Origin of the sequence: Rhodococcus sp. PD04, from assembly GCF_035918275.1 — a bacterium.
GTDB classification, from domain to species: Bacteria; Actinomycetota; Actinomycetes; order Mycobacteriales; family Mycobacteriaceae; genus Rhodococcus; species Rhodococcus rhodochrous.
Window position 1 is genome coordinate 3,594,618 of the sequence record NZ_CP142143.1, and the last position, 16,685, is coordinate 3,611,302.

General features: G+C 69.6%; 17 protein-coding genes. 10 read left to right on the forward strand and 7 right to left on the reverse strand.

Going from position 1 to position 16,685, the window contains the following annotated elements; genetic code table 11:
* The first annotated feature begins 127 nt into the window (after positions 1-127).
* Positions 128-649, forward strand: coding sequence for a hypothetical protein (locus U9J23_RS16615; RefSeq protein WP_085470022.1), 522 nt, complete (start codon positions 128-130; stop codon positions 647-649).
* 6 nt (positions 650-655) lie between these two features.
* Here the strand turns inward: U9J23_RS16615 and glpD are convergent, their stop codons facing one another.
* Positions 656-2,386, reverse strand: coding sequence for a glycerol-3-phosphate dehydrogenase (glpD, locus tag U9J23_RS16620; RefSeq protein ID WP_106199195.1), 1,731 nt, complete (start codon positions 2,384-2,386; stop codon positions 656-658).
* 116 nt (positions 2,387-2,502) lie between these two features.
* Here glpD and glpK point away from each other — a divergent pair, with 116 nt between their 5' ends.
* Entirely contained in the window at positions 2,503-4,017 is a 1,515-nt protein-coding gene (gene glpK / locus U9J23_RS16625) for a glycerol kinase GlpK (RefSeq protein WP_085470023.1), read from the forward strand.
* A 39-nt stretch (positions 4,018-4,056) separates the two neighbouring features.
* Here glpK and U9J23_RS16630 read toward each other — a convergent pair whose 3' ends face one another.
* A complete protein-coding gene (locus U9J23_RS16630; protein WP_059382308.1) occupies positions 4,057-5,454 on the reverse strand; it encodes an NAD(P)H-quinone dehydrogenase in 1,398 nt (465 codons plus the stop codon).
* 212 nt (positions 5,455-5,666) lie between these two features.
* Here U9J23_RS16630 and U9J23_RS16635 point away from each other — a divergent pair, with 212 nt between their 5' ends.
* Positions 5,667-6,137: a gamma-glutamylcyclotransferase gene (locus U9J23_RS16635; RefSeq protein WP_016692814.1), complete on the forward strand. Its 471-nt coding sequence runs from the start codon at positions 5,667-5,669 to the stop codon at positions 6,135-6,137.
* 4 nt (positions 6,138-6,141) lie between these two features.
* On the opposite strand, the gene U9J23_RS16640 is transcribed toward U9J23_RS16635, so the two are convergent.
* The 3 genes from U9J23_RS16640 to U9J23_RS16650 all read right to left on the reverse strand — a co-directional run bounded on the left by U9J23_RS16640 (position 6,142) and on the right by U9J23_RS16650 (position 9,233).
* Positions 6,142-7,299, reverse strand: coding sequence for a M20 family metallopeptidase (locus U9J23_RS16640; protein WP_326598929.1), 1,158 nt, complete (start codon positions 7,297-7,299; stop codon positions 6,142-6,144).
* Positions 7,296-8,456: a M20 family metallopeptidase gene (locus U9J23_RS16645; protein ID WP_059382311.1), complete on the reverse strand. Its 1,161-nt coding sequence runs from the start codon at positions 8,454-8,456 to the stop codon at positions 7,296-7,298. Before U9J23_RS16645 ends, U9J23_RS16640 begins: the two co-directional genes overlap by 4 nt.
* A gap of 78 nt (positions 8,457-8,534) precedes the next feature.
* Entirely contained in the window at positions 8,535-9,233 is a 699-nt protein-coding gene (locus U9J23_RS16650) for an enoyl-CoA hydratase/isomerase family protein (RefSeq protein ID WP_059382396.1), read from the reverse strand.
* A gap of 66 nt (positions 9,234-9,299) precedes the next feature.
* Here U9J23_RS16650 and U9J23_RS16655 point away from each other — a divergent pair, with 66 nt between their 5' ends.
* Positions 9,300-10,112: a purine-nucleoside phosphorylase gene (locus tag U9J23_RS16655; RefSeq protein WP_059382312.1), complete on the forward strand. Its 813-nt coding sequence runs from the start codon at positions 9,300-9,302 to the stop codon at positions 10,110-10,112.
* Positions 10,109-11,608 carry a phospho-sugar mutase gene (locus U9J23_RS16660; RefSeq protein ID WP_272267156.1) on the forward strand — a complete coding sequence of 500 codons (1,500 nt, stop codon included), beginning with the start codon at positions 10,109-10,111 and terminating at the stop codon, positions 11,606-11,608. Before U9J23_RS16655 ends, U9J23_RS16660 begins: the two co-directional genes overlap by 4 nt.
* Positions 11,609-11,662: 54 nt before the next feature.
* Here U9J23_RS16660 and U9J23_RS16665 read toward each other — a convergent pair whose 3' ends face one another.
* Entirely contained in the window at positions 11,663-12,310 is a 648-nt protein-coding gene (locus U9J23_RS16665; RefSeq protein ID WP_085470026.1) for an MspA family porin, read from the reverse strand.
* Positions 12,311-12,529: 219 nt separating this feature from the next.
* The gene (gene upp / locus U9J23_RS16670; RefSeq protein WP_024101551.1) at positions 12,530-13,153 is read right to left on the reverse strand and encodes a uracil phosphoribosyltransferase; all 624 of its coding nucleotides are present in this window, start codon (positions 13,151-13,153) and stop codon (positions 12,530-12,532) included.
* 112 nt (positions 13,154-13,265) lie between these two features.
* Between upp and U9J23_RS16675 the strand changes: the two genes are divergently transcribed.
* The 5 genes from U9J23_RS16675 to U9J23_RS16695 are packed head-to-tail and all read left to right on the forward strand — an operon-like array spanning position 13,266 to position 16,643.
* On the forward strand, positions 13,266-13,625 hold the full coding sequence (locus U9J23_RS16675; protein WP_059382315.1) for a type VII secretion target: 360 nt from the start codon (positions 13,266-13,268) through the stop codon (positions 13,623-13,625).
* The gene (locus U9J23_RS16680) at positions 13,622-14,617 is read left to right on the forward strand and encodes a C40 family peptidase (RefSeq protein WP_085470027.1); all 996 of its coding nucleotides are present in this window, start codon (positions 13,622-13,624) and stop codon (positions 14,615-14,617) included. The genes U9J23_RS16675 and U9J23_RS16680 overlap by 4 nt, the downstream gene beginning before the upstream one ends.
* A 59-nt stretch (positions 14,618-14,676) precedes the next feature.
* Positions 14,677-14,991, forward strand: a complete 315-nt coding sequence (locus U9J23_RS16685) for a hypothetical protein (protein WP_059382317.1) — start codon at positions 14,677-14,679, stop codon at positions 14,989-14,991.
* A complete protein-coding gene (locus U9J23_RS16690) occupies positions 14,988-15,335 on the forward strand; it encodes a YbaB/EbfC family nucleoid-associated protein (RefSeq protein WP_085470028.1) in 348 nt (115 codons plus the stop codon). Before U9J23_RS16685 ends, U9J23_RS16690 begins: the two co-directional genes overlap by 4 nt.
* A gap of 60 nt (positions 15,336-15,395) precedes the next feature.
* A complete protein-coding gene (locus tag U9J23_RS16695) occupies positions 15,396-16,643 on the forward strand; it encodes a primosomal protein (protein ID WP_085470029.1) in 1,248 nt (415 codons plus the stop codon).
* Positions 16,644-16,685: the final 42 nt, after the last annotated feature.

The window sequence follows — 16,685 nt, forward strand, 5'->3', positions numbered from 1 at the left end:
GGAAGAACGACCCGGCGATGTAGTGCAGCCCGAAGGTGACGGAGCGCCACCGTCCCACCGCCGTTTCACCCTGACACGACCTTCCGGTGGACGCGTCACCGGGGACGATGTGTGTCACGCTAGCGAAGTGTCCACACCCTCGTTCCTGTTGACCCGACAGCGCCATCCCCTGTCGCCGAGTTCGGCGGCCTCCCGTATCAGCGCATATGTCTACGGCAACATCCTGGTGCTGGCTGCGCTCGTCCCCATCACGACGTCTCCCGAGTACGTGGGAATCGCCATCGTCCTCGGCACCGCACTGTCGACATTCATCGCCCACGTCTTCGCGGAGACGGTCGCGCAGGCCGTCCGGTCGGGTGAACAACTCACGCGCAGCGAACGCATCGAGGAACTCCGCGACTCCGTTCCCATCCTGTCGTCCGCGGTGTTGCCCTGCCTGATCCTCCTGACGGCCTGGATCGGCTGGCTCGAACCACGCACCGCCCACATCCTCGCCGAGGTCGCGGTGCTCGTCCGTATCGGGTCGACGATCTTCGTCGTGCGCCGGCTCCAGGGCCGCAGACCGACCACCCGGACCGTGGTCACCGCGATCGGCCTCGCTCTGGTCGCCACGGTGGTGGTGATCGTCAAGGTGATTCTCACGCACTGACGCCGGTCAGGTGATCGGCACCGGTTCGAGGATCTCCGGCCGGGCCTCGGGGGCCGCTGCCCTCAGTGCGTCCGCGGATTCGTCGTCGGGTCGGTTCTGCGACTCGATCTCCGCCTCGACGCGCGCCCGATAGGTCGCGACCTCCCGGTCGATCATCGCGTCGTCCCAGCCCAGGACAGGAGCGACCAGCCGGGCCGTCTGCTCCGCGCAGTGCAGGCCGCGGTGCGGGTACTCGATCGAGATGCGGGTCCGGCGCGCCAGCAGGTCCTCGAGGTGCAGAGCGCCCTCGGCGGCCGCCCCGTAGACCACCTCGACCTGCAGGTACTGCGGGGCATCGGTCAGCGGTTCGAGCAGCTCGGGCCGACCCTTCGCGAGGCTCAGCACGTCCTCGACGAGGGAGCCGTAGCGGTCGAGCAGATGCTTGACGCGGTAGGGATGCAGACCGTACTGCTCGGCGAGGTGCATGGTCTGGTTGACCAGCGCGAAGTATCCGTCGGCCCCGACGAGGGGCACCTTCGCGGTGATCGACGATGCGATCCGGGCCGGGATGTCCTCGGCCGCGAGATCTATGGCGTCCTCGGCCATGACGCGGTAGGTCGTGTACTTGCCGCCGGCGATGGCCACGAGCCCGGGTGCCACCCGGGCGACCGCGTGCTCACGCGACAGCTTCGACGTCTCGTCGCTCTCTCCCGCCAGCAACGGTCGCAGACCGGCGTAGACGCCGTCGATGTCGTCGTGGGTGAGCGGGACGACGAGCACGCGGTTGACGTGGTCGAGGATGTAGTCGATGTCGACCTTCGTCGCCGCCGGGTGCGCCAGGTCGAGATTCCAGTCGGTGTCGGTGGTGCCGATGATCCAGTGGTTGCCCCACGGGATGACGAACAGCACCGACTTCTCGGTGCGCAGGATGATCGCCGAGTCGCTGACGATCCGGTCGCGGGGCACGACGATGTGCACGCCCTTCGACGCGCGGACCCGGAATCGGCCGCGTTGCCGCGACAACGACTGGATCTCGTCGGTCCACACACCGGTCGCGTTGATCACCGCGTGCGCCCGTACTTCGGTGACCGAACCGTCCTCGCTGTCGCGCACCCGCACACCCGACACGCGGTCGGCCTCGCGCAGGAAACCGACGACCTGCGTCGAAGTGCGTACGACCGCACCGTAGTGCGCGGCCGTCCGCGCGACGGTCATGGTGTGCCGGGCGTCGTCGACGACCGTGTCGTAGTAGCGGATTCCACCGACGAGCGAATTGCGCTTGAGACCGGGAACCATCCGCAGTGCACCCGACCGGGTCAGGTGCTTCTGCGCCGGAACGGACTTCGCGCCGCCGAGACGGTCGTAGAGGAAGATGCCCGCCGCGACATAGGGCCTCTCCCACACGCGATGGGTGAGCGGGAAGAGGAACTTCAGCGGCCTGACCAGGTGCGGGGCCAGGGTCGTCAATGCGAGTTCGCGCTCGCGCAAGGCTTCCCGCACCAGACCGAATTCGAGCTGTTCGAGATAGCGCAGGCCGCCGTGGAACATCTTCGACGACCGGCTCGACGTACCGGACGCGAAGTCGCGGGCCTCGACGAGCGCGACCCGCAGGCCCCGGGTCGCGGCGTCGAGCGCTGCTCCCGCCCCGACGACGCCACCGCCGATGACGACGACGTCGAACTGTTCGGTGGCGAGACGACGCCAGGCGTCGGCGCGCTGTTGCGGTCCGAGGAGTTGCACACCCGATTGGTTGGTCACCGCACCCGCTCCCGTGAGTCGCCGACGTATCCCGATCAAGGCTAGTAGCTTCGGACCCGCAGCGCGCAGCGGAAGCGTTGCCGAACCGAGCCGTCCCCTTCACCCGAGGACCACCTGTGAACCAGTTCATCGCGGCGATCGACCAGGGCACCACGTCCAGCCGGTGCATCATCTTCGACCACGACGGGCGCATCGTCTCGCTCGCGCAGAAGGAGCACCGCCAGTTCCTCCCGCGGTCGGGATGGGTCGAACACGACCCGGAAGAGCTGTGGCTCAACACCCGTGAGGTGGGCGCCGCGGCACTCGCCAAGGCAGATCTGCGACGCAGCGACATCGCGGCGATCGGTCTGACGAACCAGCGCGAGACCACGGTGGTGTGGGACCGCACCACCGGAAAACCGGTGTACAACGCGATCGTCTGGCAGGACACCCGCACCGACAGGCTCGTCGAGGAACTCGCCGGTGACGCCGGGCCCGACCGTTACCGCGAGGTCACCGGCCTGCCGCTGTCGACCTATTTCGCCGGACCGAAGGTGCGGTGGATCCTCGACAACGTCGACGGTGCCCGCGAGCGCGCCGAGGCCGGCGACCTCGCGTTCGGCACCGTCGACAGCTGGATCCTGTGGAACCTCACCGGCGGTGTCGGCGAGGAGGGCCAGCCACCCGGACTGCACATCACCGATGTGACCAACGCCTCCCGCACACTGCTGATGAATCTCGGGACGCAGCAGTGGGATCCGGAGATCTGCGCCGAACTCGGTATCCCGGAGTCGATGCTGCCGGAGATCCACAGCTCGTCGGAGGTGTACGGGCACGCCCGCGAACGTGGACCGCTCGCCGGGGTTCCGATCGCCGGCATCCTCGGCGACCAACAGGCCGCGACCTTCGGTCAGGGCTGCCTGTCCCCCGGCGAAGCGAAGAACACCTACGGCACCGGCAACTTCCTGCTGCTCAACACCGGCACGACCCCGGTCCGCAGCGAGCACGGCCTGATCACCACCGTCTGCTATCGAATCGGCGACGCTCCCGCGGTCTACGCCCTCGAAGGGTCGGTGGCCGTGACCGGTTCGCTCGTGCAGTGGCTGCGCGACAATCTCGGGCTCATCCGGTCCGCCGACGAGATCGAGGCGCTCGCTGCGAGCGTCCCCGACAACGGCGGGGCGTATTTCGTGCCGGCCTTCTCGGGTTTGTTCGCGCCGCGCTGGCGACCCGACGCGCGGGGCGTCATCGCCGGCCTGACACGCTTCGTCGAGAAGGGGCACCTCGCCCGGGCGGCGCTCGAGGCGACGGCCTACCAGACTCGGGAGGTCATCGAGGCGATGAACGCCGACTCCGGCGTCGACCTGCGCACCCTCAAGGTGGACGGCGGCATGGTCGCCAACGATCTGCTCATGCAGTTCCAGTCCGACATCCTCGGTGTGCCGGTCGTACGGCCCACCGTGTCCGAGACCACCGCGCTCGGTGCCGCCTACGCGGCCGGTCTCGCCGTGGGTTTCTGGGAGGACGAGGAGGACATCCGCCGTAACTGGACCGCGGACCGCACGTGGGAACCGGCGATGCCGGTCGACGAGCGCGAGCGCTTGTTCGGCGAATGGAACAAGGCGGTCGAACGCACCTACGACTGGGCCTGAGCAGGGCGGGATCGCCGTCTATCCCGCCCTGTCCGGTGTCTAGTCCAGATCGTCGTGGCGCATCAGCTGGCGGGCGGCCTCGGTGACCGATCCACTCAGCGACGGGTAGACCGAGAAGGTCTGCGCGAGGTCGTTGACCGACAGGTTGTTCTGCACCGCCAACGCGATGGGGAGGATGAGTTCTGACGCGGTCGGCGCAACGACCACACCGCCGATGACCACACCGGTCGCGGGACGGCAGAAGATCTTCACGAAACCGCGTCGCAGACCGGACATCTTGGCGCGCGGGTTGGTGTTGAGCGGGAGCATGACGGTGCGGGCGGGCACCTCGCCCTTGTCGATCGTCGCCTGACTGACACCGACGGCGGCGATCTCGGGTCGCGTGAACACCGCGGCTGCAACGGTTTTCAGCTTGATGGGGCTCACGCCCTCACCGAGCGCGTGGTAGATCGCGATGCGGCCCTGCATGGCCGCGACCGACGCGAGCGGCAGCAGTCCGGTGCAGTCGCCCGCGGCATAGATGCCGGGGACGGCGGTGCGGGAGACGCGGTCGACGGGAAGGTAACCACCCCGGTCGAGTTCGAGTCCGACCTTGTCGAGACCGAGATTGCGAGTGTTGGGCACCGAGCCGACGGTCATCAGCACGTGGCTGCCCTCGACGATGCGGCCGTCGGCGAGGAGCACGCGGACGCCGTCCTCCGTGCGTTCGACCCGGTCGGCGCGGGCGTGCTTGACGAGGGTCACACCACGCTCGGTGAGGACGTCCTCGAGCACGAGAGCCGCGTCCTCGTCCTCGTGCGGCAGGATCCGGTCGCGGCTCGAGACGACGGTGACCCGCACGCCGACCTCGGTGTAGGCGGAGACGAACTCGGCGCCGGTGACGCCCGAACCGACGACGACGAGGTGCTCGGGCAGCTTCTCGAGGTCGTAGAGCTGACGCCAGGTGAGGATCCGCTCACCGTCCGGCTCCGCACCCGGCAGGATGCGCGGGCTCGCGCCGGTCGCGATCAGCACGACGTCGGCGTCGAGCACCTTCTCCTCGCCGGTCAGCAGCTTGGCGCGCACCTGGTGGGCAGCCATGCCGGGCTGCGCGTCGACGAGTTCGCCGTAACCGGAGAACAGCTTCACCCCGGCGGCCTCGAGCTTGGTGCGGATGTCGGCGGACTGCGCGCGGGCCAGGCTCTTCACACGGCCGTGTACCTGAGGCAGCGACACCTCGGCGCGTTCGAGCTCGATGCCCAGGTCGGCGGCGCGGCGCATGTCGGTGCGCACGCCGGTCGAGGCGATGAAGGTCTTGGAAGGGACGCAGTCGAAGAGCACGCAGGCGCCACCGATCCCGTCCGAATCGATCAGTGACACCGTCGCGCCGTACTGGGATGCCACCAGCGCCGCCTCGTATCCTGCGGGGCCGCCGCCGATGATGACGATCCGGGTCATTGTTCTCCTCTGTATCGATTCCGAAGGGTGCCGGGTCGGGCTGCACGTGGGCGCCTGGTGGGCACACACGTCGGTCCTAACGCTATGCCAATGCCCCCACCTCGCGCACAAGGACCGGTGGACCCGGCACATCGGAGCCCTTCGACACTCCTCGTCCGCCCCTGCGCCGCCCCTCCGACGACTCCGGTGGACGACGGGTTAGCCTTATCCTCGTGCCGATCTACGCCGCCTACGGGTCCAACATGCATCCGGAGCAGATGCTGACGCGCTGCCCGCATTCGCCGATGGCGGGAACCGGGTGGTTGCACGGTTGGCGACTGACCTTCGCCGGCGCCGACATCGGCTGGGAGGGCGCCCTCGCGACGGTCGTCGAGGATCCCGATTCCAAGGTGTTCGTGGTGCTCTACGACGTGCCGGAGGACGACGAGCGCAGTCTCGACCGTTGGGAGGGGGCCGAACTCGGTTTCCACCGCAAGATCCGCGTGCGTGTCGACACCGCCGACGGCCCGGTCCTCGCATGGCTGTACGTCGTCGACGGCTACGAGGGCGGACTGCCGTCGGCCCGCTATCTGGGTGTGATGGCCGACGCGGCCGAGATCGCCGGAGCGCCCGCCGACTACGTGCGGGATCTGCGGACCCGCAACAGCCGCAACGTCGGACCGGGACGACCCGACAGCTTCTGAGTCCTCAGCCGGCGCCGAGCACCAGATTCGTCATCACCCGCACACCCACGGCGAGCGCACGCTCATCGAGATCGAAGGTGGGCTGGTGGATGTCGAGCTCGGGTCCGACCCCCGGCCACACCCCGAGGCGACCCATGGCGCCGGGGACGTGTTCGAGGTACCACGAGAAGTCTTCTCCCCCACCGGATTGCGGGGTGTCCGCCAGGGCGTCGGGGCCGGTCGCGCGGATCGCGTCCTCGAACATGCGCGCCGACACCTCGTCGTTGACCACCGGCGGCACACCGCGGCGGTAGTTCAGTTCGTAGCTGACGCCCGTGGGTGCGAGCAGACCGTGCACGATCTCGCGGACCATCGGTTCGAGCAGTTGCCAGGTGTCGTGATCGCCGGTGCGCACGGTGCCCGCGAGCATGCCCGTCCGCGGGATCGCGTTCGGTGCCTTGCCTGCGCTGACCGCACCCCACACCATGACCGTGCCGGTCCGCGGATCGATGCGACGACTGAGCATGCCGGGAAGACCCGTGATGACGGCACCGAGGCCGTAGACGAGATCGCCGGTCAGGTGCGGCCGGGAGGTGTGCCCACCGGGCGAGTCGAGGACGAGTTCGACGGTGTCGGCCGCCGAGGTGATCGCTCCGACCCTCATACCGACCTTGCCCGCCTCGAGACGCGGGTCGCAGTGCAGCGCGAAGATCCGCGAGACCCCGTCGAGCCCGCCCGCCGCGACGACGTCGAGCGCTCCGCCGGGCATGACCTCCTCGGCGGGCTGGAGGACCAGCCGGACACCGACCGGGAGTTCGGGCATCGAGGCCAGGGCCAGGCCCGCACCGAGCACGACGGTGGTGTGAGCGTCGTGCCCGCACGCATGCGAGACGCCGGGAACGGTCGATTCGAACGGCAGTCCGGTGGTCTCCTGCATCGGCAGGGCGTCCATGTCGGCCCGCAGCGCGATCCGCGGTCCGTCGGCCGGGCCGAGATCGCAGATCAGACCGGTGCCGCGCGGCAGAACCTTCGGGTCGAGCCCGGCGGCGCGCAGGTGCTTCGCGACGAACTCGGTGGTGGCGTACTCCTGCCGGGCGAGCTCCGGATTCGCATGGATGTGGCGGCGCCAGAGCGAGAGGTCCTCGGTGTGGCGGTCCAACCACTTCTCGACGTACGGGTTCATCGGCGGCCGACCTGTTCCAGGAGCCGTGCCCGGTGTACCGGATCGGTCGCCGCGCGCACGGCGGTCGCTGCGAGCGCACGCGCTCCGTCGAGTACTGCCCGATCGGCGGACTCGGTGACGCATGCGGCCGCGAAGGCGGCCTGATGTGTCACCGCGCCACCGGAGTCGAGTCCGATGACCGGATGGATTCCCGGCACCACGTTCGTCACGTTTCCCATGTCGGTACTGCCCAGGGGGCGCGCTCCTTCCTCCTCGACGGGCAGCGGTCGGCGCCCGAGATCGATGATCTCCTCACGATATGCCTGCACCAGCCACGGGTCGGGAGTGAGTTCGGTGTAGGTCGGCGAGACCGTCCGGATCCGGTGGTTGCATCCGGTGGCCAGCGCCCCTGCGGCGAAGCAGTTGCGTGCGCGTTCGACGAGGTCGTCGAGGAGTTCGCTCGTCCCGGCCCGCAGGTAGTACAGCAGTTCGGTGTGGCTGGGCACGATGTTCGGTGCCGTCCCGCCCTGCGCGACGATCCCGTGGATCTGCTGCCCGGGATGCAAATGCTGCCGCAGCAGACCGACCGCGACCTGGGCGACGGTCGCAGCGTCGGCGGCGTTGAGCCCGTATTCGGGCGCCGCGGAGGCGTGCGCCTCGCGGCCGTCGTACTCGACGGCGATGTCGGCGAGGGCGAGCGACGTCGCCCCGGTGATGTCGAACGGGCCGGGATGCACCATCATCGCCGCACCGACACCGTCGAAGACGCCGCGTTCGAGCATGAGGACCTTGCCGCCGCCGGTCTCCTCCGCGGGGGTTCCGATGACGCGGACGGTCACGTCGAGTTCGTCGGCGAGCGCGGCGAGACCGATCCCGGCGCCCACGGCCGACGCCGCGATGATGTTGTGGCCGCACGCGTGCCCGATGCCCGGCAGCGCGTCGTACTCGGCGCAGAACGCGAGGACGAGTTCGCCGCTGCCGAACCGCGCATCGAAGGCGGTGGGCAGGTCGGCGATGCCGGTGGTGACCTCGAAATCGTGGTCGCGCAGCACCTCGACGATCTTCGCGGCGCTCCGGTGTTCCTCGAACGCGAGTTCCGGTTCGGCGTGGATGGAATGCGACAGGCCGACGAGGGTGTCGGAAGCAGCCTCGATCGCCGTGGCGTAGTCGGTCGTCACGGGGTCCAGTCTGTCATGCTCACCGCGTCCCGATCGATCGGCGCGTACGACCGGTTCGTCGACTTCGCGGCGGGGCGATCAGCCGAACCGGAAGTTCGACGCGTCGGTCCGGATCTCCAGTGCCGAGATCAGCGGCGCGTGCAGACCGCGCTTGATGCCCGACAGATTCGGCCCGCGGGTGGCAGTGAGCGCCGCTGCGCGCTCGACCGCCGCTGCGAGCACGGCGTCACCGGTGACGGCCTGCTCGGCGATGCCCGCGGCCACGGCGTCCTCACCGCCGTAGCGACGACCTGTGGTGATGGCCTCGACCGCCGTCTGGATCGGCAGGCGGGAACGGATCAGTGCGGACATCCCGACGGTGAACGGCATGTTCAGCTGCACCTCGGGCAGGCACCAGTAGCCGCGATCGCCGCGCATCACCCGGAAGTCGTGGACGAGCGCGAGCATCGCGCCGGCACCGAAGGCGTGCCCCTGCACGGCCGCGACCGTCGCCGCGGGGAAGGTGAGCAGCCGCACGTAGAGGTCGTGGACGGAGTCCAGATAGCCCGGCAGATCCGGCAGGTTCGCGCCGACCCAGTCGATGTCGAGTCCGTTGCTCCAGAACTTTCCGGTCGCCGCGGTCACGAGGGCGGCGGGTCCGTCGTGCGCTTCCACCTCGTCGAGGAGGGAGTGGATCGCGGCGAGACGATCGGGGTGGAACCGGTTCTCGGAGACCTCCACGTCACGGTCACCGAGATGCAGGACGAAGACGTCGCCGTCACGTTCGAGGTAAGGCATGCGCGTCAGCATACCGCGCCTACTTACCCGCGAGTAACATGCCGTGAGCGATTAGGGTCCGATGCCATGGGAGAACCCGATCACGTCTTCGACCCCGCCGCGGCCGCCGACGCCGCAGCCGCCGCTCTCGCCGAACGGACGGGGGTCGCCGAACACTCCGTCGCCGTCGTCCTCGGGTCCGGCTGGCGGGCCGCGGTCGAGAGTTTCGGCATTCCCGTCGCCACGATCCCCATGAACGAGCTGCCCGGCTTCGCACCGCCGACGGCAGCAGGCCATGCCGGGAACATCCACTCGGTGCGCGCCGGCGACAACGCCGTCCTCGTCCTCGCCGGTCGCATCCACGCCTACGAGGGGCACGATCTCGCCCGCGTCGTCCATCCCGTGCGCACGGCGGTCGCGGCGGGTGCCCGCACCGTCGTCCTCACCAATGCGGCCGGTGGCATCGACCCCGAGTTCTCCGTGGGGCAGCCGGTTCTCATCTCGGACCACCTCAACCTCACCGGCCGCTCACCCCTGGTGGGTGCCCAGTTCGTCGACCTCGTCGACGCCTACTCGCCGGACCTGCGCGCGCTCGCCCGCGAGATCGATCCGTCGCTGCGCGAAGGGGTCTATGCCGGTCTGCCCGGGCCGCACTACGAGACCCCGGCGGAGATCCGGATGCTGCGCACCCTCGGCGCCGACCTCGTCGGCATGTCCACGGTCCACGAGACCATCGCGGCGCGCGCGGCCGGAGCGCGGGTGCTCGCGGTCTCGCTGGTGACCAACGCCGCGGCCGGCATCACCGGTGCTCCCCTCGACCACACCGAGGTACTGGCCGCGGGGCGTGCGGCCGCGACCCGGATGGGCGATCTCCTGCGCGATCTGGCGGCCCGGCTGTGACGCTGCGGTTCGGCACCGCGGGGTTGCGCGGCCCGGTCGGCGACGGACCGGACTGCATGAACGTGCCCGTCGTCGTCCGCACCACCGCCGGACTCGGGGCGTGGCTCGAGGCGAACGGGCAGGGCGGTGGCACCGTCGTCGTCGGCCGCGACGCCCGTACGGGCTCGGCGGAATTCCACACCGCCGCGGCAGAGGTTCTCGCCGCGGCCGGCTTCGAGGTCGTCGCCTTCGGAGAGCCACTCCCCACGCCGGTGACCGCCTTCGCGGTACGGGCGCTGGGCGCCGTTGCGGGCGTGCAGATCACGGCATCGCACAATCCCGCCGCCGACAACGGGTACAAGGTCTATCTCGCCGACGGAGCGCAACTGGCCGCGCCCGCCGATCGGGAGATCGAAACGGCAATCGACGCCGTCGGCGATCCCGCGGACGTGCCCCGGGTGCCGGTCGCGCCGTCGGGGGACGACCTCGTCGACCGCTATCTCGCCCGGGTCGCGTCGCTCCTCCGCTCCCCGCATCGAGGCGTGCGTATCGCCCTGACGGCACTGCACGGTGTCGGTGGCGAGACGGCGGTCGCAGCCCTGCGTTCCGCGGGATTCGACGACGTCCACGTCGTGGCGTCCCAGTTCGCGCCGGATCCGGAGTTTCCCACGGTCGCCTTCCCCAACCCCGAGGAACCGGGCGCAACCGATGCTCTGCTCGCGCTGGCGGCCGAGGTCGACGCCGACATCGCCCTGGCGCTCGATCCCGACGCCGATCGTTGTGCCGTCGGTGTCCCGGGCCCGCAGGGATGGACGATGCTGCGCGGCGACGAGACCGGGGTCCTGCTCGGCGACCGGATCCTCGCGTCGTCGCCGCCCGGCTCGCTGGTCGCGACAACCATCGTCTCGTCGACCATGCTGGGACGGCTCGCGGCCGCACGCGGCGCGCGATATGCGCAGACGCTCACGGGTTTCAAGTGGCTCGCCCGTGCCGGTGACGGCCTCGTCTACGCGTACGAGGAGGCGATCGGGCACTGCGTGGATCCGGACGCTGTGCGCGACAAGGACGGCATCGCGACCGCCGTGGTGGTCGCCGACTACGTCGCGGACCTGAAGCAGTCCGGCCGGACCCTGATCGACGCACTCGACGACCTGCATCGCGAACTCGGTGTCCACGTCGGCGATCAGGTGTCGATCCGCGTCGACGACCTGCAGCGCATCGGCGCCGTGATGACGCGACTGCGTGCGGAGCCTCCGACGACCCTCGCGGGTCTGGCGGTGACCGCGACCGATCTCGCCGAGAGCCCGGGACCGATGAGCACCGACGCCCTCGTCCTCGTCGGTCGCGCGGATGCCCCGGACGGGCCGGCGGTACGCGTGGTGGTGCGTCCGTCGGGCACCGAGCCGAAGCTCAAGGTCTACCTGGAGGTGGTCACGGAACGAGACCGCCCGACCGCGGAGGCGACACTCGACGCCCTGCGCGGATGGGCGGCCTCGCTCGGTGACGAGAACCCCTGACCCGGCCGGATCCGGCCGGGTCAGGACCCGATTCGATCAGGCCTGCTGCTGCAATCAGACCTGCTGCGGCACACCGTAGGTGACGACGGTGTTCCGGTCGGCGGTGACAGCCTTCAGGTACGGACGGATCATCACCGGTCCGATGGCTCCCGAGACCGAGCCGTGCACGCCGACGATCCGGATGGTCGTCGAGCTGCCGTCGAACTCGAAGTCCTCGACGATCGGGACGGACGTGATGCCGCCCGGCTCGAGCGGGATCTCGATCTCCTGGGACGGGATGATGTCGCCGCTGAGCGAACCACCCGCCTCCAGGCCGAGATCGAGCGAGGCACCACCTTCGTTGTCGAGCGAGAGGCCGATGGCTGCACCGTTCTCCACGCCCCAGGACAGACTCGGAGTGATGACGGTGACCGTCGCCCCCGGCAGCGCGACCGGGTAGCCGACCTGGAAACCGACCTCCACCGCCGTCCCGGCGAAGTTCGCCGCGTTCGGACCGGTGATCCGAACGGTCGCAACCTCGTCGTGGAAGAACTCGACACTCAGCGGTGAGCTGTCGAGCGGCGGCACCGACTGTGTCGAGGTGTCGGCCTGGATCACTTCGATCGCGTGCCCTCCGTCCAACGGGAGGATGCGCGAGTTGTCGACAGCGGCCGCAGCCGTGCCGTGACTCGTCACGGCAGCGAGGACGGCGACCGCGCCCACCGAAGCCGCTCTGACACTTCCACGAATCAGTTTGCGGGAGAAGATTCTTGCCATTCCGCCGACCCCATCTCTGGCTGTACCTACGCAGTGGACTTCACACGGAGCACACCGAACGTAGGAAGAAATCGAGACCTGCGGGTTGTTTTCGGATAACGAGATGACTGCGGTCGTGTGTCACATTCGTACCGCCAGTCACACGAGTAACAGGCGGCGGACGATCTATCGCGGTCCGAACTGCCTGTCCCCCGCGTCACCGAGGCCCGGCACGATGTACTTGTTCTCATTGAGACCTTCGTCGACCGACGCCGTGACCAACCGGACCGGATGCCCCGACGCAGCAAGGGCCTCGACGCCCTGCGGTGCTGCGACCACACAGATCGCGGTGATGTCCGTGGCGCCGCGCTGGGCGAGGATGTCGAGGGTGTGCACCATCGACCCGCCGGTCGCGAGCATCGGGTCGAGCACGAAGACGGGAAGACCCGACAGGTCCTCCGGCAGCGACTCCAGATAGGGCACCGGCTCGAAGGTCTTCTCGTCGCGAGCGAGACCGACGAAACCGACCTGCGCCTGAGGAATCAGGGCGTGGGCCTGTTCGACCATGCCGAGGCCGGCGCGAAGGACCGGGACGAGCAGCGGCGGCTGCTGCAGCCGCACTCCCGTCGTCACCGCGACCGGCGTCTTGACGTCGAACGTCTCGGTGGGCGCATCGCGCACCGCCTCGTAGACGAGCATCTGGGTGAGCCGCCTCAACGCGTGCCGGAAGGCAGCGTTGTCGCTGCGTTCGTCGCGAAGGATGGTCAGGAGCGAAGCAGCGAGCGGGTGGTCGACGACGAGCGAATCCATGTCCGAAGGATAGAACGACGGAACCGATCGGCAGTCGGGTGCGTCGAACCCGGCAGGGACGGAACCCTCCGAAGGTGCCGAATCCCACAGGAACGACGCGAGGGGCGACGAGGTGACCGAGAACTCCGGCAGGGACGCGATACGGATCGACACGAGTGCCGTCAGGAGGTTCGGCGACGACGCCGCCGAACTGGCCGCGCGCCTGCACGAGGCCGCCGAACGGACACGGCACGGCGCCCCCTCGGCGCTGAGCGCCGCACTGGGTCCGATCGGGGCACCCGTGCTCGCCGCTCTCACCGCGACCCACACCGCGCACGTGCGCGATCTCGGCCGACTCGGCGACCTGCTCGGCGGAATGGGAGACGCCGCGAAGGTCTCCGCGGCCGCCTACGAGCGGACCACCCACGAGACCGCCACACGACTCGGCTCCACCACCGCCACACGACTCGGCTCCGCCTCGGAGACGCTGTGATCTCCGCCGATGTGCTCGCTGCACCGTTGACCGGCCTGCTCGACGCGTTCGGCACCACGCTGCCACCCGGCGTCGATCCGGGCGAGATGGTGCGCATCGGTGCGCAGTGGGCCGAGGAGGTGCACGCGGCCGGACGCGACGCCGTCGCCGAGCTCGCCTGGGCCTGGTGCGGCCCGGCCGCCTCGCAGGCCGTCGCGAGTGCCGAGCAGCTGCTCGCCGACGTCCTCACTGCGGCCGATCGTGGGTCGGCGCTGGCCGGGATCGCGCTCGAAGCGACCGTCACGGTGGTCACCGGTGCGGCCGAGATCGCGCGTCTCGTCGACTCGTTCGTCACCTTCGCCGAGCGGGCCGCACCCGCGACGTCGCTCCCGCAAGGTCGGCTCGCGCTCCTCGCGGTGGCGATCGACCACCTCGTCGCCGGGTTGGACGTGCTGACACGGGTGACCGGAACGCTCGCGGAGCTGACCGATCGGACGTCCGCGCTCCTGCCGCCCGAGCCCTCCGCTCCCCCGCTCGGCTCCGGCGACCACCGCGACCCCGACCCGGCCGGCGACGAGCCACGCACGTTGCACACCTTCGGTGGAGGATTCTCCGCGGGCGTGGAGGTGAGACTCCCGGACGGAAGCGTCAGCCTGGCACCGAACGAGACGGCAGCGGCAGCGGTGCGCCACGCCCTTGCCCAGCAGGGCACTCCGTACGTGTGGGGCGGCACGAGCCCCGGCTCCGGGCTCGACTGCAGCGGACTGACGCAGTACGCCTACGCGCAGGCCGGCGTCGAACTGCCGCGGTTGGCGCAGGAACAGGACGTCGGCACACGGGTGGATCCTGCGGCCGCCCTGCCCGGAGACCTCGTCGTATGGGACGGGCACGTGGCGATGGTGGTGGGCAACGGCCTCATGGTCGAGGCGGGCGACCCCGTCTCCGTGACGCCGATGCGCACCGGCAACGGAGGAATGGCCTTCCACGGCGTCTACCGACCCACCGCCGGCTGATTCCCGAGAATTCCGCACCGGGCGGGAACCGGCCGGGCTCGCGCTGCGTCCAACCCGGTATGGACAGCACGACGACGGAACCGATCACGGCCACCGCCCACAACCGGGCCGGGACGATCTCGGTGCGGACGACGGACGGTGGACTGCCCGTGGACCTTCGCATCGACCCCCGCGAGTTGCGTTACGGAGCCCGGCAACTGGCCGATCAGATCCTCGCCCTGAACCGGCAGGCCGCTCTCGAGGCCGCGGTGGTCCGCGGTGAACACCTCGCCGCCGAAGGGGTCCCTCGCGAGATCCTCGACCGGATGCGGCTGCCGTCCCGCGCCGACCTCGCGGACGGACCGGCCGCTCATCGACGAGGTCTCGTCCGATGAGCGAACGGATGGTGGAGGCGATCGTCGACCGAGCCCACGTCGGGCTCGATGCACTCGAACGCACAGTGGAGAGGCTCGGTGCGGTCCGGGGCACCGCGAGCAGCCCCGATGGACGGGTGACCGCCCGCGTGGACGGTTCGGGAGCGCTCGAAGGACTCGAGCTGGCCGAGCCGATCGGCGGTACCGACCCCCGGGAGCTGGCCGCGGTGATCCTCGCGACCGTGCACGAGGCCGCACGGCGGGCCGCTGTCGCGCGCGTCTCCGCGATGGACGATCTCCGCGCGGCACTCGCCGCGAGCGACTGCGGTCCGGTCACCGCGGGCGACCGTCCGGTAACGCGATGAAACCGGTACCGAGCTGCCCCCGGCTATATTCTCGGCGCCGACATGGCTAGGCTTCGCGCCATGGCTGGAGACATCGTCCCGATCGAGCTCGGTCTCACCGACGGCAACCTCGTGACGCTCTGGGCGCCGCGCTGGCGCGAAGGCGACGACGAGTGGGAGGCATTCCTCGGCCACGGCGACGACCTGTACGCCTTCCCGTCGGTTCCCGAACTCGTCGCGTTCGTGCGTTCGGGTGCCGACAACGACCTCGTCGAGCACGAGGCGTGGCCGATCGTGTCCAAGCTCGCGGCCTCTGAGTTCGAGCCCGACGAGCCGCACACCTACGACCTCGTCGGCGTACCCGAACTCGTGGCCGACGACCCGGATCCCGTCTCGGTGTCCGAGCTGCAGGACACCTTCGACATCGTGAGCATCCTCGGCGATGTCTGCGATCTCGACGTCGTGACGAAGTTCTTCGAACGCGAGGAGATCGACCTCCTGCTGCAGCACGGTGTCTCGGCCTTCCGCACCCGTGAGGGCCTCGACCTGTGGAATCGCATCGGGACCGCGGTCGCGCAGGACTGGGACGACGTGATCGACGCGCTCGACGCCGTGATCTCCACTCCCGACGTCGACGCCGCAGTGGTCGCCGAGATCGAATCCGAGCTCGTGGCGGTCGACGAGAACGAGGTCGAGGCGGACGACACGGTCGAGGACGTCGACGCCGACGACGAGTACGAGTTCATCGACGGCGAGGACGATGACGACGAGGACGACGGCTACGAGTTCTGGGCGCGGGTCGGCATCGATCCCATCCGGATCATCACGACCGACGGCACCTGGTACTCGCTGCGGTGCTACGTGAACGACGACGCAGTCTTCCTCGGCCACGACGGCACCATCGACGTCTTCCCGTCCGAGCGCGCGCTGGCCCGCCACCTCGCCGACAACCACGACCACGACCTCGCGACGCTCGAGCCGTACACGGAGATCCAGCTCGCGGCCGTCGACGGATCGCTCGACGTGACGGTCACCGACGACAACGTCTACGTGCTCACCGGAATCGCCGACGACATCGCCCAGGGGGTCGCGGCCGTCGACCCCGATCAGCTCGAACTGGCGGTCGAGTTGTTCGTCGACGCAGCGAACTTCGCGGACGACGACTCGACGGAGGCCGCGCTCGCCGCGTCCACGGAGCTCGGCTGGTTCGTCAACCACGTGATCGAACCCGACTCGGGACGCACGGCGCCCAAGCCGCCGTTCGACGCCGAGTCCCTCGCCTGGCGCGAGCTCGAGCGCGAGTTCGAGGCGCGACTGCGCCGGCACTGACGCGCGGGTCGCGTCGGGTCGGCACTGACGCGGGTCGCGTCG

What these genes read in the sequence shown, in the direction of transcription:
- U9J23_RS16630 (WP_059382308.1), bottom strand. Translation starts at nt 5,454, where the DNA reads ATGACCCGGATCGTCATCATCGGCGGCGGCCCCGCAGGATACGAGGCG.
- U9J23_RS16640 (WP_326598929.1), bottom strand. Translation starts at nt 7,299, where the DNA reads ATGAACCCGTACGTCGAGAAGTGGTTGGACCGCCACACCGAGGACCTC.
- U9J23_RS16650 (WP_059382396.1), bottom strand. Translation starts at nt 9,233, where the DNA reads ATGCCTTACCTCGAACGTGACGGCGACGTCTTCGTCCTGCATCTCGGT.
- U9J23_RS16655 (WP_059382312.1), top strand. Translation starts at nt 9,300, where the DNA reads ATGGGAGAACCCGATCACGTCTTCGACCCCGCCGCGGCCGCCGACGCC.
- upp (WP_024101551.1), bottom strand. Translation starts at nt 13,153, where the DNA reads ATGGATTCGCTCGTCGTCGACCACCCGCTCGCTGCTTCGCTCCTGACC.
- U9J23_RS16685 (WP_059382317.1), top strand. Translation starts at nt 14,677, where the DNA reads ATGGACAGCACGACGACGGAACCGATCACGGCCACCGCCCACAACCGG.
- U9J23_RS16690 (WP_085470028.1), top strand. Translation starts at nt 14,988, where the DNA reads ATGAGCGAACGGATGGTGGAGGCGATCGTCGACCGAGCCCACGTCGGG.
- U9J23_RS16695 (WP_085470029.1), top strand. Translation starts at nt 15,396, where the DNA reads ATGGCTGGAGACATCGTCCCGATCGAGCTCGGTCTCACCGACGGCAAC.